The following is a 17013-nucleotide window of genomic DNA, read 5'->3' as shown; positions in this document are numbered from 1 at the left end:
TCAGCCAGGCCGGACTGACCCAAATGGGCACGTTTCAGAAACGGTATTCCCTCTTCGTCCCATTTATAACCCATTTCACCCCATTTTTTCATTTGACATGTAGTTGACCGGTATTCTTGCTGGCATGATTGGTAACTACATCAAAACATCCGGCCGCAACCTGTTGCGCCACAGACTGTTCTCGTTCATCAATGTCGTTGGTCTCGCTATCAGTATGTCGGTGGGCTTGCTGCTCATTGCGTTTGTGATGGACCTGTGGTCGTATGACAGGTTCCACGAAAACGGTGATCGCATTTACCGGATTACCAGCGTGGCAACCTTCAATGGCGAACAAGGTGGCAAGTTTGGTACGACATCCATAAAGGCCGGTAAGCTGATTCGGCAGAACGTGACCGGCGTCGAGGAAGTAGCAATCCTGCGAACCGACTTTTCGCAGGACGCCCGGGTTGGCGACAAGGTGCTGCCTGTCAAAGGGTTCTGGGCCGACCCATCGGTGTTCAACATCTTCACTCTGCCGATGATTGAGGGGAATCCCGCTACCGCCCTGAACGATCCGTACTCCATTGTTCTTACCGAGACCGCAGCCCAAAAGCTGTTCGGAACCCAATCTGCTCTGGGCAAGTCGATCCGGTTCGATACCCTGAGTTATCGGGTGACCGGAATCCTGAAAGATGTCCCCTTTTTCTCGCACATCAGCTTCGAAGCCCTGGTCTCCCTGTCAACGGCCGAGCGACTCAACCAGAACAATACTGACTTTGGGAAATGGACAAACATGTCGTCGAATTACGTGTACCTGCTGCTGCCTGAGGGTGCGGATATGGCCTCTATACAGTCCCAGCTCGACGCCCTGGCGAAGGCGGAAAACCTCGCCCAGGAAAATACCCGCATCGAGCTTGAGCTTTTGCCCCTGTTCAGCATCGTGGTTGGTGAAACCCTCCGTCAGTCCGAAGGCGGACCGGGCTCCGGGGGACCACACATGCCTACGGCGGTACTGTGGATACTCGGCGGGCTGGCGCTGGTGGTGATCCTGTCGGCCTGTTTCAACTATACTAACCTCTCGATTGCCCGGGCCATGCGACGCTTCAAGGAGGTTGGTATCCGCAAAGCCATCGGTGCCGGCAGAGACCAGATCTGGCAGCAATTTCTGGCCGAAGCCATCCTGATTTCGCTGGCCGCCCTGTTGCTTTCTTTTTTCCTCTTTCTCCTGCTGCGGCCACAACTGATCAACCTGGCTCCGGAGATGCAGCGCACGGTGAAGCTTGAGCTTACCCTATCAATGGTTATGGCGTTTGTTTTCTTTTCGGTCGCTGTGGGGGTTGTGGCCGGTTTGCTGCCAGCCCTTTTCTTTTCTAAAGTCAGTACCATCAACGCACTCCGCAATGTCTCAACGGTGAATCTCTTCAGGCACGTGCCACTCAGACGCGCCCTGGTTGTAGTTCAATATACGCTTACCCTGATTTTTATCACCGCAACTACCATTAGCTATGTACAGTATAGAGATATCCTCGCTTTCGATCTTGGCTTCAGGACCGACAATATCCTGAACATCGATATGCAGGGTAATAAGCCGGATGCACTGATGAAGGAGCTGGGTGAAATTCCGGAAGTAACGGCTTTATCCAGATCCCTGATCGTGACGAGCATAGGTAACGCCTGGGGCGGATTTATGAAATATACCGACTCGCGTGACTCGGTGCTGGTCCTGACCAATCATGTCGATGAACAGTATATGGCGCTGCATGATCATAAGCTGCTGGCTGGAGGGAACTTCAAGGCCCGACCAGCAACGGCCGCTGCCGCTACGGAGGTGATCGTGAACCAGCAGGTGCTGAAGCGGTTGAACATCGCAGACAACCCAGACCAGGCCATCGGTAAAGAGATCTCGTTCACCAATTTCAGCGGTACCCGCCGGATGACAATCGTGGGCGTTATCCGGGATTTCCACTACGGTAAGGTCGACAACCTCATCGAGCCGGTAGCGTTCATGTTCTGGACCCCTGGAGACAGGGCTATTATCAATGTCAAAGTACAAAGTGCTGATCTGCCGGCAACCCGGGCTAAACTGGAATCGATCTGGAAAAAGATTGACCGGGTTCATCCGTTTCGGGCTGAGTTCTACGACGAAGCGATCGAAGAAGCGTATAGTGAATATTCGACGATGATCAAGATCATTGGGTTTCTGTCGATTCTGGCCATTTCGATTGCATCTATGGGACTCTTTGGCATGGTAGCGTTCACGACAGAAACCCGGCTCAAGGAAATTAGTATCCGGAAAGTGATGGGGGCCAGCTCAAGAAGCCTTGTCTACTTACTGAGCCGTGGTTTTTTGGTCCAGCTGTTGATAGCTGCTTTTATCGCTCTGCCTACCACCTACCTGTTCTTCGAGCGGATTGTGCTCGCTCATTTCCCCTATCATAAACCTGTTCAGCTTATCGAGCTGATGGGGGGCTTGCTGGTGGTGTGGGTAATTGCTTTTCTGATGATTGGATCGCAAACCATCAGGGCAGCAAAAACAAATCCGGTCGAAACCCTGAAAATGGAGTAGAGCTTAAGTTGGTCATCTGTTGGTGTCAATCAGGCAAAGCTGACCGGTAGGCGGCTGCTGTCATCGAGTGATAAACCCTGTTCCTGACTACTCGTGAGGTGTTTAATCTGCCCCTGTTGATTCACCAGAAGGCCAATGGGCTGGTTGGTGAATCCGGGCGGTTGTTTGCTGCTATACGCGTCGATCAACTGCACAAAGGCCGCCTGACTGACAGGCCCAAACTCACCTAGCTGAACAAGGACGAATCGATTGAGCAGGTAATTGAAGAAGACCAGTTCCGCCCATCGGTCCTGCCCATTGACAGATACGAATTGCCGCTGCCCTACAAAAGCGAAGCCAACGTAACGGTCGAGCATTATTTTTTTGATGCTGGCCAGCCGGGTCCGGGGCGTACCGCCAACGGCCGAAAGGGTAGGGGTGCTACTTCTCTCGACTCTTTCTTCAGTGGGCGAGCCGGGCAATAAGTTCGTGTCACCGAGAGCTACCTGGTAGTAATAGCGGGTACGAATCAACCGCTGCATGAATCGCACGGTCCACCGTTCGTCAGCCGCCTGGTTAAGGTAAAAAGCCCGTTCCTGCAGGTTTTCGAGCTGCATTAATACCCGATAATGTGACCAGGTCAGCTCAGTTCTAAGATGTTGCCTGAGGTTTGTTAATTCTCTCCCATTTGTGGAGAGAATTGGAAACGCCAAGAAAAACTGTTTGAACCGCCACATATTGGGCAGGCTGTATCCTTTTCCAAATGCCTGCGTTAGCTGTTCCGATAGTGATTCGATGAGGTGTATACCGTAGTCAGCCCGTACCTGCCCGGCCTGCTCAATCTCGACGATGATGCGACCGATATGCCAATAAGCTTCCACTAAAGCAAACTTTGGAAAAGGGGAGGAGGCCTGTTCGGCAGCATCGACCAAAGTCCGTAGATACCGAAACAGCTCTATGGGCTCGTGATCGGAGTGGCTGGAAATAGGAGCTGGCGGCATTTTTATACGCTTGAATTGATAAAATTCTACCGCAAATATGGGTATCCTGGCCAACTCATACCAGCTTTTATGCATCCAGGCAGGCTTTTGCACCTGACTGAGAAATCAGGTGCACCCCATTAGCTTATGCAATGAATGAGTATGGTGCCCCGGTACCGTTGACCTTAGGGTTCCACGGTATCGGGGCACCATACAACAGGTATATGTGTGCAGCAGAAATTAGCCGGACCCACTAGGGGGTAATAGCTGGAATACGCTGTTCGGTTACCATCCGGTTAAACTCGGGCACCTGCTGATCAATAATCGTTTTTAACTTACCCAGCGCCGTTCCTACCTGCTTTTCGAGAGCCTCATAAACCACGTAAGAGGACTTTGTCGGCTTGGTCTCCGCCGATGATACGACTGAGCCCACCCCCGACAGCTTGTCATTTAGCCGAATTGGGTAAGCCAGCGCATCCTGAATCGCTTTCGACTTGGGCTGCATCAGGGTAGACTCCAGCTCATCCAGTGATTCGAGCATCGGTTTGGTCACCTTTTTGAATTTCTCTGCCGTTTTGGGGTCTTTGACATCCTTCATGTAGCCGTTAATCTGGCTTCTGATCTGACGGATCTGATTGACGCCCTTGTGGGTTTCTGAAAGTTTGCTGTTTATTTTCATCAACAGCTCAAACTGCTCCCTGTAATCAGCATCCGTAATCGCAAGGCGCGGGTCTTTCCGTATCTCGATCGGTTGCTCGGCAATCAGTGAGTCGCCCAGCAGCATACGAACTTTATACGCCCCGGGAACAACCTTAGCCCCTGTCCCCCGTCCTGTCCACATCACATTCGTTCCCTCAACCGGTGTTGCATCCGGGTAGCGCATATCCCACACGAATACGTTCATGCCTGGCCGTGCAGACGCGCTTCCCGGCCGTTTCTGACCCGGGTCGTCGTAGAACTCTTTAGCCACTTTCAGGGGTTGACCGCGCTTGTCTTTCAGGCTGGAGTAGGTGATAATGGTATCGCCTGCGTTGGTCATGAACAGCAGTTTCAGCTCTTTGTCGGGCTTATTTTTCAGGTAATATCGGACCAGTACACCGTTTGGCGCGTTTTCGCCCTGATCGACGGCCTCGCCCTCTTCAGCCGTTTGCGCTCCACCATCCATCCGGTAGGCCGGACGGGGCTTGTACAGATGCGCCGTTTTGCCGGATAGTCCGTCGCGCTGATCGGTCAGTTCATGCAGGGGGGTTATGTCATCCATGATCCAGAACGATCGGCCGTGGGTGGCCACCACCAGGTCTTTATCCCGCTTGTGAATTTGCAGGTCGCGGACGGGGGTAACGGGCAGATTCATGGACAGCTTGTGCCAGAAACCGCCATCGTTGAACGAGACATACACGCCCCGTTCGGTACCCGCATACAGTAAGCCCGGCTTATTAGGGTCTTCCCGAACAACATGGCAGTGCTCGTCGGCCGGGATACCGCTGGTGATGAGTGTCCAGGTTTTCCCGTAATCCGTTGTTTTAAGCAGATACGGCTTTCGGTCGCCCGACATGTACCGTTTAGCCGCCAGGTAGGCTTTGCCAGTAGTATGATCGGACGGGTGCACCATGCTCATGATCGCCCATTCGGGCAGCATCGAAACAGGTGGAGTAATCGGTTGCCAGGTTTTGGCCCCATCGCGGCTGATGTGCATCAGACCATCATCAGAACCTGCCCAGAACACGCCCTTCTCTACCGGCGACTCAGCCAGAGTGAAAATGGTCGGGAAGGTTTCGGCACCGGTGTTGTCTTTCGTGATCGGGCCGCCCGTGTCGCCCTGGGTCTTCGGGTCGTTGCGTGTCAGATCTGGGCTTATATCCTCCCACGAATGCCCATAGTCCATGCTCCGGTGCACATATTGGGAGGTGACATAGAGCGCTTTGCTGTCGTGCGGGGAAAAAACAATCGGAAAAGTCCACTGAAACCGGTATTTCCGATCAGACGATGGGGCACCCATGCTGTAATCGGGGTAGACATTGATCCGCTGGTTCTGGTCGGTGGCTTTGTCGTAGCGGGTGATCAGCCCATCGTAGCTACCGCCGAATGTAACCAGCGGGTTGTTCGGGTCCGACGTGATGTAGCCAGATTCCCCGCCGGCTACCGAATACCAGGCGCTGGGCCCAATGACATTGTCGGTGGTGCGGCTGGCAATCCGGATGGCGGAGTTGTCCTGCTGGGCACCGTAGAGATTATAGGGAAAATCGTTGTCGATAGACACGTGGTAGAACTGGGCCGTTGGGATGTCGACATCCGAAAAGGTGGCCCCGCCATTGTAAGTTACTTCGGCTCCACCGTCATCGGCAATGATGAAATTCTGCGGATTTTTGGGGTTCCACCAGATATCATGCGTGTCGCCATGATGGACCGCGATGCGTTGAAAGGTTTTGCCGCCATCGTACGACTTCAACGCGTTCACGTTCAGGACAATAAGACCGTTTTCGTTTTGCGGGTCAGCCGCCAGCATCATGTAATACCACGGCCGCTGCCAGAGGTTCTTATCCTCGTTGATCAGCTGCCAGCTGTTGCCGGCATCATCAGAACGGTACAGTCCACCCTTGGCGTTTTCAACCATGGCGTACAACCGGTTCGAGTTGGCGGGCGACACGGTTATACCAATTTTACCCAGTAATCCTTTCGGCATACCAGGCCGTGTGTGCAGGCTTGTCCAGGTATCGCCCCCATCGGTCGATTTGTAGAGGCCGCAGCCGGGCCCACCACTGCTCATTTTATAGCTGTTTCGGTAGGCCTGCCACATCGACGCATAAACGATAGAGGGGTTATTGGGGTCAAGCTCTACCACGGCGGCCCCCGTACTGTCGTTTTTGGCCAGAATGTGCTTCCAGGTTTTACCCCCATCGGTTGTTCGGAAGACACCACGCTCCTTATTGGGAGCAAACGGATTACCCAGGGCTGCTACGTAGGCTATGTCCGGATTTTGCGGATGTACTTCAATATTCCCGATCGCATCGGCCAGTTTCAGGCCCATATGCTTCCAGGTTTTTCCGGCATCGGTCGACTTATAAACTCCGTCCCCGTTGGCAATATTGCTCCGGATATCGGCCTCGCCCATACCTACGTAAATGATATTCGGGTTAGAGGGGGCAACCGTTACAGCCCCGACCGAGCTCGACTGAAAGGTACTATCCGAAATAGGCATCCAGTTAGCACCTCCATCTATGGTTTTCCAGACGCCCCCGCCCGTAGCTCCGAAATAATAGGTAAGCGGCTGATCGGGGTGGCCTGCTGCTGCCAGAGAACGCCCGCCCCGAAATGGACCAATATTGCGCCAGCGAAGCCCGTTGAATAGACTGTCGGATAGCTGACGGTTAACTGCCGGACTCGATTTTGTCTTTCGCTGGGCCATGACCGGCTGTCCGAGCAGCAAAGCGCTGACAACTACTCCGGCGAGCAAAGTAAAGGGTTGATACATAAAGCTTAGGTTAGTGAAGTGAACGTAATTTTCGGTAGCATTTTATTGAAAACCGCATACAATGCAATGATTATTTTGTATACTTTGCAAAAGTAGGGTTAACAATATGAGATTTTTAATTAAAGCCAAATTTTATTGGTTTAAGTCCTACTTCGTCCCCTCTACTTCTTTCTTAGACCGGTCAGCGTATGCGGAACCATTTACTTCGTTGTTTGCTCGTTAGCGCTCCCTTCTTAGGCCAGGCACAGACGATTATTGTACGGGACCAGGCTGACTCCTTACCACTGGAGGGCGTAACACTCTCCAGCACCGACCGTAAAACGTCGGCCGTTACCGATGCCGCGGGCCGCGTTGACCTGGCCGATTTTAAAGGAGCCTCTACCATTGAGATCAGAACCCTGGGCTACCCAACGCAGACACTGAGTTACGATGAGTTAGCGAAACGTGGTCCCAGTCTGTACCTGCAGGCCTCGCCGGTTTCGTTACAACAGGTTGTAGTAACCGCCAACCGGTGGCGGCAGTCGAGCCGGGAGGTTCCTTCCCGCATTATCCGTATATCAGCCCGGGATGTGGCCTTTCAGAATCCGCAGACAGCGGCCGATATGCTGGGGATTTCGGGAGAGGTTTTTATTCAGAAAAGCCAGCAGGGCGGAGGCAGTCCGATGATCCGTGGGTTTTCGACGAACCGGCTGCTGATTACGGTAGACGGCGTGCGGATGAACACGGCCATTTTTCGCAGTGGTAATCTCCAGAATGTGATCTCACTCGACCCCTACGCCATTGCCAATACCGAAGTACTGTTCGGCCCCGGGTCGGTCATGTACGGGAGCGACGCCATCGGCGGAGTGATGAGCTTTTACACGCTGACTCCCCAGTTGGGAGCCGGCGCCACCCCTGCCGTTTCCGGAGGGGCAGCCCTGCGGTATTCGTCGGCCAACAGCGAGCAGACGGGCCATATCGATGTGAGCCTCGGCTGGAAAAAATGGGCCTTGCTGAGCAGCGTGTCCCACAATACCTTTGGCGATTTACGCATGGGCAGCCACGGACCGACCGACTATTTACGCCCCGAATACGTCGAACGGATGAACGGTGAAGATCGGGTTGTTCCTAATTCGGACCCGCGGGTTCAGCGGCCCACCGGGTATTCGCAAATCAACCTCATGCAGAAAATACGCTTCCGGCCAACGGATCGCTGGGATGTCAACTACGGTTTTCATTACTCAACTACTTCCGATTACTCGCGGTACGACCGATTACTCCGCTATCGACGGGGTTTGCCCCGCTCGGCCGACTGGAAATACGGCCCCCAAACCTGGATGATGAACAATCTGACGGTCAATCATACCTCATCCAATTCGGTGTATGATCAGCTGACCGTACGGCTGGCCCATCAATACTTTGAGGAAAGCCGGATCGACCGGGATCTGAATGACGCGCAGCAGCGAACCACCCGCGAGCAGGTACAGGCAATTTCGGCCAACCTTGATTTTGATAAACGCATCACCGATCGGCAGCGGGTATTTTATGGACTCGAAGCCGTTTACAACGACGTCGTTTCCACGGCCAGCACCCTGAACATCAAAACGAACAGCACCGTGGCGGGTGCCCCCCGGTATCCGGCGTCAAACTGGGCATCCTACGCAGCGTATCTTACCTACCAGCTGAAACTGAACGACCAGATAACCCTACAATCTGGCCTGCGTTACAACCAGTTCAAGCTGAACTCCCAGTTCAAAACCGATTTTTATCCGTTTCCATTTACCTCCGCCCGGCTGAATAACGGCGCGTTAACGGGCAGCCTGGGACTGGTTTATCTGCCATCGGACACCTGGACGCTCAGCTCCAATCTGTCAACCGGGTTCCGGTCGCCCAATGTCGATGATATTGGCAAAGTATTCGACTCCGCGCCCGGGGCTGTGGTTATTCCCAACCCATCGCTCCGTGCCGAATATGCCTATAACGCAGAAGTGGGCGTGGCTAAGCTGATCGGCAATTTGCTGAAAGTAGATGTCACGGGGTACTATACCTTGCTGGACAATGCCCTGGTTCGTCGCAATTTCAGGCTGAACGGCCGGGACAGCATCGTTTATAACGGTGAACTTAGCCAGGTGCAGGCCATCCAGAACGCAGCCAAAGCGCGGGTTTATGGCGTACAGGCCGGGCTGGAGTTCAGCTTACCGGCTGGCCTTCGCCTGTCGTCCCAGTTTACCTATCAGAAAGGCGACGAGGAACTGGACGATGGCACGACCAGTCCTCTGCGCCATGCGGCTCCCTGGTTCGGCATAACCCGCCTGAGTTATACAACCCGGAAACTACGGCTCGAAGTGTATGCCGTATACAATGATGCGGTGTCGAATGCGGAGCTACCCCAGGAAGAACTCGGTAAAGATTATATGTACGCCCTCGATGCAACGGGCAAGCCTTATACACCAGCCTGGTATACGCTTAACCTGAAAGCGCAGTATGGGCTCAACCGCTACCTGACGGTGAATGCCGGACTCGAAAATATCACCGACCAGCGCTACCGACCCTACAGCTCCGGTATGTCCGCTGCGGGACGTAACCTGATAATCTCGCTGAGAGGCAGGTTCTAACCGGCATGCCGCACACCAGCTCTTAGGCCATTTGTACCACAACCACCCCGAATTTTTGAAATCCCTGACAAATTCCGGGTGGCTTCTAGTGTACGCGTACTCCCTGTATGAGTAGGGTCACCAAAACCTGAACCTAGGTCAATATGCACAATACTATATTTTGCGTAAGTTGAATATTATAGAATTATATTTTAATTAATGCCGAATTAAATAGTATAAAATATAGTATTTTGACATTAAAAACAAATTAAAGACCGTAAGCACTTGACAAGCCTACAGGGAACAGTATATTTGACACACTGTTAATCGAATAAGTCTTTCACCTTTTACGACAGTTGCTTTATTCTAGCCGCACTGAAGAAAGCAAAACTCTAATTTCCACTCGATTACCCCTTCTCACCACTAACCCGTTGGGCTGTTAGCCCGGTTGGTGTGTGACAAAAACCCCACACGCGCTGCCGATTGGGGTCGGGGATTGGTCTGCTTTTACGTCACGTTTTTTTAACTGCCACCGAGCCCGACAGGCTCGGACAGGGCTGTATGCCCTTTATCCGGCCCAACTGGGCCCGCTCTGAAATTTCCTGCTTTCATTGAATCAACCTTATAACTCCTGTTCTACGATGAAAAAAGTCTTCATACTTTTTGTATTGCTTTTTATCTCGTGTTTATCGAGTCCAGTGTTTGCACAAAGTCGGGTGGTGAAAGGTCGCGTTCTGTCTACCGAAGACAATAGTGCACTACCTGGGGTCAACGTAGCCATTAAAGGCACAACCATTGGTGCATCCACCAACAGCGAAGGCAATTACTCCCTCTCGATCCCCTCTGAACACGCGGCCGGAACGCTGGTTTTTTCGTTCATTGGCATGAAAACAACTGAAGTCGTCATTGGTAATCAAAGCACGATATCGGTTTCACTCATTCCCGGCGAAACCTCCCTTTCCGAGGTGGTAGTAAGCGCCCTGGGCTTCAAGGAAAACGCCGATAAGCTGGGTGCCACGGCTGCTAAGATAGATGCGAAAGACATCGTGCGCTCCGGCGAAACGGGGGTGATCAACGGTATGGCCGGTAAAGCAGCCGGTGTGCAGATCACCCGGTCGGCCGGTGATCCAGGCGCCGGTTCATATATTCAGATACGGGGGCAAAATACCATCACGGGGTCGACTCAGCCGCTGGTTATCGTCGACGGTATTCCTATCAGTAACTCCACCCTGGGCGATGGGGTAGCCGGGGTCTCCCAGCAATCGCGCCTGAACGACATCAACCCGAATGATATCGCTTCTATGCAGATCCTGAAAGGAGCATCGGCAGCGGCCCTGTGGGGGTCCAGAGCGGCTAACGGGGTGATCGTCATCACGACCAAAAAAGGCGCGAATACCGATAAAGTAAACATTGCACTCACCTCAGCCGTGTCGTTTGACCAGCCCAACCTGTTACACCCGATGCAGAGCACCTACGGCCAGGGAGCAGGCGGGGTTTACAGCCCAACTGGTTCGTTTACCTGGGGTGACCGGATTGCTGACCGGTCGGGTGCAGCGGATGAGGTCAACCAGAACGGACCCCGGTTTGAAGCGGATAACGGTCAGATATTTTACCCGATCATCCGTAAAAACTCCCGGGAGACATTCAACGATGTTCGGCGGGATCAGGTCTTCCGGACGGGTACCTACATCGACAATAACCTAAGCATTAGTGGGGGCAACGATAAGGGCAACTTCTACCTGAGCGTCGGCGATCTGCGTCAGCAGGGGATTCTGAACGGGCAGAGCGACTATAAACGCACGACGGTTCGATTCAATACCGAACGGCGATTCAACAACCTATTTAAGGCGACTACCAATGCCACCTACGCCCGAACAACCTCCAACCGGGTACAGCGCAGCAACAGTGTTGCCGGGCTCTACATCGGTATGCTGCGAACACCCCCCGATTACGACAACCGCGGCTATAAGGGAAACTATTTCGCATCACCCACCGCCAGCCCAATCCCGAACCGCCAGCGTTCGTTCCGAAATTACCTGGGTGCATCCGCCAACCCGGTATACAATGACCCGTTGTGGGCCATCAACGAGATGACCAACACCACCGAGGTAGACCGGTTCATACTTAGCTCCGAGCTGTTGATCACCCCGGCCAGCTGGTTCGACATTACCGCCCGGGGCGGGCTGGATAGTTATACCGATCTGCGTATCACTAATTCTCCGGTTTCATCAGCCGTCAACAGCGGGTTGGGAAGCTTTGAACAACAGATGCTGAAAGAGACAGAGATGAACATGGATGTCATCGGCCGCGTGTTCAGGGACTTCGGGAAAAACATTACCAGCACATTGATCCTCGGCTTTAATATCAACGACCGGAAATACCTGAGTCTGGGCGGAACGCTGAATACCTTTATCATTCCCGATGCGCCACCCAACTTTACCAACGCACTGGCTGCCAACCGGGTGCCTTATAATACCAGAACGCACCGCCGAACGGCCCGGGCCTACTCGTCGCTGAACCTGGGTTTCTTCGATCAGTTATTTGTCAATGCCTCGCTGGCGGGTGAGGCTGGTTCTACGTTCGGCAGCGAATCGCAGTCGACGTTCTATTACCCGTCGGCCGATGTAGCGTGGCAATTTACCAAGCTACCTCTTCTGAGCAGCAACAAGTTTCTGTCGTTCGGCAAACTGCGGGCTTCATACGGTACGGTTGGGGTGCAGCCTGACGCCTACCGAAACACGACTACCTTCGTCAACGCTTCGTTCGGGAGCTGGGGAGGTCCGGTTAGCGGCACCGGCTACGGAAATGGCGCCTTTGTTCAGAGCAACCGGCAGGGCGATCCAAATCTGCGTCCGGAGCGAAAAACGGAGTATGAAGTGGGGACCGATCTGCGGTTTATGAACGACAAGCTGTCGGTCGGATTTACTTACTATCAAAACAAAATTGTAGACCTGCTCCTCGACGTAGCCACGGCTGGCTCGACCGGATTTACCCAGAAATACACCAATGCCGGTACCATGGAAAACAAAGGGTTGGAGCTGGAGCTGAACTACAATGTCATGAGCCGTGGCTCGTTCAACTGGAACCTGTTTACCAACCTGAGCCGGAACAGAAACCGGGTGCTCGACCTGGCTGGTACGGATAATATCACCCTGGGTGGTTTCAGCAGCACGGCCAGTACCGTTGCCAAGGTGGGCTACGCCATGTCATCGCTCTACGGTGGCGTATACCAGCGCAACGAAGCGGGTGCTCTCGTCCTCAACGCCAACGGATTCCCACAGATTGCCTCCTCGTTTGGGGTGCTGGGCGACCCGAATCCCGACTGGCGCGGTGGCTTCGGCACCAACCTCTCTTTCAAAGGAGTATCACTAAACGTCCTGTTCGAAACCTCGCAGGGTGGCGACTTCTACAACGGCACGCGAGGGGTGATGTACCATTTCGGTACCCATCAGGACGTTGGGTATGACGTAACGCTGGGGCAGCCGCTCAAAAATTATGCAGGCAGAACCATCGCTGCTGGCACAACGGTTCGGGGTGCTATCAAGGATTTTGGTGCTGGACCGGTACTGCTGGACGAAAGCTACTACACCTCGATCGGGGGCGGCTTCAGCACGCTGGTTGAGCAGTTTATCTCCGACGGCAGCTGGACCCGCCTGCGCGAAGTCTCAGTCGGCTATTCGCTCAACTCGGCCAGTTTCCGCCAGAAGACCCGGCTGCAGTCGATCAACTTTACCCTGACCGGCCGTAACCCCATTCTGTGGACGAATGTGGTCGGGATCGACCCCGAAACCGGACTAAACGGTACGGGCAATTCGCGGGGCCAGGATTACTTCAACAGCCCGAACACCAAGTCATTGCTGTTCAGCATCAAGATCAATTACTAGGCTGAAAGAAAGAATCGCATACAGCCGCTGCGTCTTTTTTCCTCCCTGTCATCTTAACTCAGGACGATCATGAACCGAATCTATAAACTACTTTCCACGTTTAGCCTGTTCTTTTTTTTGCTGTTCGTCTCCTGCCAGTCTATTGTCGATGGGCTGAACGTTGATCCCAACAATCCGACCAGTGCTCCTGCCTCGCTCGTTTTCACCGGCACCCAGCTAGCCAACATTGCCACCCAGGAGGGCATGGCCAGCCGCTTAACAACCATCTGGAGCGGCTATACCACCGGCGCCGACCGACAGTGGAAAGACTACTTTAATTATAACGTCAGCGCCGGGGTATACGACGCCGACTGGAACCTGGTGTTTCAGGCTACCAACGCCAACGCGCTGATTGCCATTCAAAAAGCGGGCGAACTGGGTAACCGACGCATGATCGGAATCACCAAAATTTTACGGGCCAACGCCCTGGCAACGGGCACGGAACTCTGGGGCGACATCCCGTACGACGAAGCAGGCGATATTATCAAATTCCCGAATCCGAAGTTTCAGCCGCAGGCCGAAGTCTATACAAAACTACTTACGCTCGTCGATGAAGCAATTGCCGATCTGGACGCGGGTGTCGGCACCGTAGGCGCCGAGGATATCCACTTCGGGGGCGATGCTACCAAATGGAAACAGGTGGCGTACACCCTGAAGGCCCGACTGCTCACTGATACCAAACAATACGAAGCCGCCTATACGGCCGCTCAGAATGGCATCAGCGTCTTTGCCAACTCGCTCTATGCTCCGCACGGAATTACGACCAGCGTCAACGAAAATCATTATTTCTCGTTTCTGACGAACCAGCGGCTGGGCGACATCTTTGCCGTTGGTGCCTATAATGTGGGCCTGCTCAATCCCACAAGCACTGCGTATCGGGGCCATGCCAAAACGGTGGAAACGGCCCGTTTCCGGTTCTATTACCTCGAAAACGGTGTCAACACCCCCGGGCGTATTGAGCCAAACACATCCAGTACGGCTACGGCCAGCGGTTTTTTTGCCCGGAGTGCCAGCTTCCCAATGATTACGTATCAGGAGAATATACTGACGCTGGCCGAAATGGCGTTGCGGTCGGGCAAAGGGTTTACGGTGGCGCTCGACCACCTGAACCGCTACCGGGCGTTTTTAAACACCGGCGGCTATATCAACTCAACCTACCTGACAACAGGAAACTATAAATATGACCCCTTCGTGGCAGCCGATTTTGCCGCGGGTGGCATCGAGAATAAAGACAACATCAGCGCCGACAACGCCCTGCTGCGTGAAATTCTGCAGGAGCGGTACGTGTCTTTTTACGGCCAGCATATTGGCTGGAACGATGAGCGCCGTACTCGTAACGAACCCTACGGCATCAAGCTAACGCCAAACAACGGCACCCAGCTTCCGTGGCGTTTCATCTACTCGCAGAACGAGCTTAACTCGAACCCCAACAGCCCTAAACCGGTACCCGGCACCTTCGATGCGCTGGCCATCTACAAGTAATTAACCTAACCCGATCAATCATGAACCAGAAAATAACCCATATTCTCCTGACCGCTCTACTCCCGCTCAGTGTAGCGCTGTCGCAGCCAGTACCTATTTCAGCCCTTAAACAGATGAAAGCCCGAAGCGTTGGCCCGGCGGTTATGGGCGGGCGCATTACGGCTATCGATGCCGTAGTGAGTAACCCGGACATTATCTACGTCGGAGCAGCCTCCGGGGGCGTCTGGAAAAGCACCAATGCCGGAGGGACCTGGAAACCTGTATTCGATGATCAGCCTACCCTAAACATTGGGTCGATCGCTATCCAGCAAAATAATCCGAACGTGGTATGGGTGGGCACTGGGGAAGGAAACCCGCGTAACTCGGTAAACATGGGCGGGGGCATTTTCAAAAGTATTGACGGTGGTCTGACCTGGAAGTCAATGGGTTTAGAAAAGACGTTTAACATCCATCGCCTGATCATTGACCCTACGAACCCCGACGTAGTCTACGCGGGGGTGATCGGTTTTCCCTTCGGCGAGCATCCCGAGCGGGGTGTTTTCAAAACAACGAACGGCGGTCAGTCCTGGGAGAAGGTATTGTACACCAATGAAAAGTCCGGAGTCGCCGAAATGGTCATGGACCCTACAAACCCAAGCAAGCTTATCGTAGCCATGTGGCAGCATCGCCGGACGCCCTGGGATTTTACGTCGGGTGGGCCCGGCTCGGGCTTGTTCATCACCTACGACGGGGGCAAAACCTGGAAGAAAAAAGGCGAGAGCGACGGGTTGCCAAAGGGAGATTTCGGCCGGCTGGGCCTGGCTATCAGCCGCAGCTCACCCAACAAAATATACGCGCTGGTCGAAGCGCCAAAAAACGGGCTGTACCGCTCCGACGATGGGGGTGAGAAATGGACCCTGGTTACTGACGACCCCGCAGTAGCGACCGACCGGCCGTTTTATTACAACGAAATTTACGTCGACCCACTGGTCGAAACGCGTATTTATAAACTGAGTGCCCCGCTGTCGGTCAGTGAAGATGGTGGCAAAACGTTTACCGTGCTGGCTACTCCCGATCAGGTCCATTCTGACCACCATGCCTTCTGGATTCATCCCACCAATCCGGATATAATCATCGAGGGCAATGACGGCGGCCTGGCCATCAGCCGCGACCACGGCAAATCATGGACCAATCCGGAGGCCATTCCGGTCGGTCAGTTTTACCACGTAAATGTTGATAACGAAGTCCCTTACAACATTTATGGTGGATTACAGGACAACGGCTCCTGGACTGGGCCTGCCTATACCTTCCAGACGGGCGGTATCCGAAACAGCCATTGGCAGGCGTTGATTCTGGCCGATGGGTTCGATGTGATCCCCGATGGCGAGGACTCCCGGTACGGGTACGCGATGTCACAGGGGGGGAATATCATCCGGTATGACAAGAAAACCGGGGGGGCCGCTTTCGTAAAACCTATTATCAGTGACATGAATACCCGGCTTCGGTTCAACTGGAATACCGGCTTTGCGCTGGATCCTGTCGATAAAAAGACGATTTACGCAGGCAGTCAGTTTCTCCACAAGTCAACCGATAAAGGCATGACCTGGGAAACCGTTTCGCCCGACCTGACCCTGAACGATCCGGCGCACCAGAAACAGGACGATAGCGGTGGGTTAACCGTCGATGCTACCCAGGCCGAGAACCACAATACCATTCTGACCATTGCACCCAGCCCGCTGAAAGCGGGGGTTATCTGGGTTGGTACCGACGATGGAAATGTTCAGCTTACGCAGGATGGGGGAAAAACCTGGACTAACCTCAGCAGCCGCCTGCCGGGCCTGCCCAAAGAAGCCTGGATTGCCCAGATCACGGCATCACGCCACAAGGCCGGGGAAGCATTTGTAGTGGCCAACTTATACCGTATGGGCAGCGACTTCTCGCCCTACGTATACAGGGGGGCTGCCCACATTCGTACGAAATGTTCCATCAAGAAACCTACATACATCAGCTAGCTTTCTGGCTGGCACGTATGTAGGCATACAGCGTGGGCTTACTAATAGCTAACAGCTCGCAAATCTTT

General features: G+C 53.7%; 7 protein-coding genes. 5 read left to right on the top strand and 2 right to left on the bottom strand.

Going from position 1 to position 17013, the window contains the following annotated elements; genetic code table 11:
* Positions 1-124: 124 nt before the first annotated feature.
* A complete protein-coding gene (locus FBR45_RS21555; protein WP_138506189.1) occupies positions 125-2545 on the top strand; it encodes an ABC transporter permease in 2421 nt (806 codons plus the stop codon).
* A gap of 29 nt (positions 2546-2574) precedes the next feature.
* Here the strand turns inward: FBR45_RS21555 and FBR45_RS21550 are convergent, their stop codons facing one another.
* Both FBR45_RS21550 and FBR45_RS21545 read right to left on the bottom strand, forming a co-directional pair.
* Positions 2575-3525 (bottom strand): DUF1016 N-terminal domain-containing protein, encoded by a 951-nt coding sequence (locus tag FBR45_RS21550; protein ID WP_246082336.1) that lies wholly within the window; start codon positions 3523-3525, stop codon positions 2575-2577.
* A gap of 232 nt (positions 3526-3757) precedes the next feature.
* Positions 3758-6976 carry a WD40/YVTN/BNR-like repeat-containing protein gene (locus tag FBR45_RS21545; RefSeq protein ID WP_138506185.1) on the bottom strand — a complete coding sequence of 1073 codons (3219 nt, stop codon included), beginning with the start codon at positions 6974-6976 and terminating at the stop codon, positions 3758-3760.
* 212 nt (positions 6977-7188) lie between these two features.
* On the opposite strand from FBR45_RS21545, the gene FBR45_RS21540 reads away from it, so the two are divergent.
* From FBR45_RS21540 to FBR45_RS21525, 4 genes are all read left to right on the top strand, one after another.
* Positions 7189-9570 carry a TonB-dependent receptor plug domain-containing protein gene (locus tag FBR45_RS21540; protein ID WP_246082335.1) on the top strand — a complete coding sequence of 794 codons (2382 nt, stop codon included), beginning with the start codon at positions 7189-7191 and terminating at the stop codon, positions 9568-9570.
* Positions 9571-10247: 677 nt separating this feature from the next.
* The gene (locus FBR45_RS21535; protein WP_246082334.1) at positions 10248-13433 is read left to right on the top strand and encodes a SusC/RagA family TonB-linked outer membrane protein; all 3186 of its coding nucleotides are present in this window, start codon (positions 10248-10250) and stop codon (positions 13431-13433) included.
* 69 nt (positions 13434-13502) lie between these two features.
* The gene (locus FBR45_RS21530) at positions 13503-14954 is read left to right on the top strand and encodes a SusD/RagB family nutrient-binding outer membrane lipoprotein (protein WP_138506179.1); all 1452 of its coding nucleotides are present in this window, start codon (positions 13503-13505) and stop codon (positions 14952-14954) included.
* 20 nt (positions 14955-14974) lie between these two features.
* Positions 14975-16945, top strand: a complete 1971-nt coding sequence (locus tag FBR45_RS21525; protein WP_138506177.1) for a WD40/YVTN/BNR-like repeat-containing protein — start codon at positions 14975-14977, stop codon at positions 16943-16945.
* Positions 16946-17013: the final 68 nt, after the last annotated feature.

This window comes from Spirosoma lacussanchae, from assembly GCF_005870035.1.
Classification (GTDB): Bacteria; Bacteroidota; Bacteroidia; order Cytophagales; family Spirosomataceae; genus Spirosoma; species Spirosoma lacussanchae.
The sequence above is the reverse complement of the archived record's forward strand: the minus strand, read 5'-3'. Positions and strand labels throughout refer to the sequence as shown.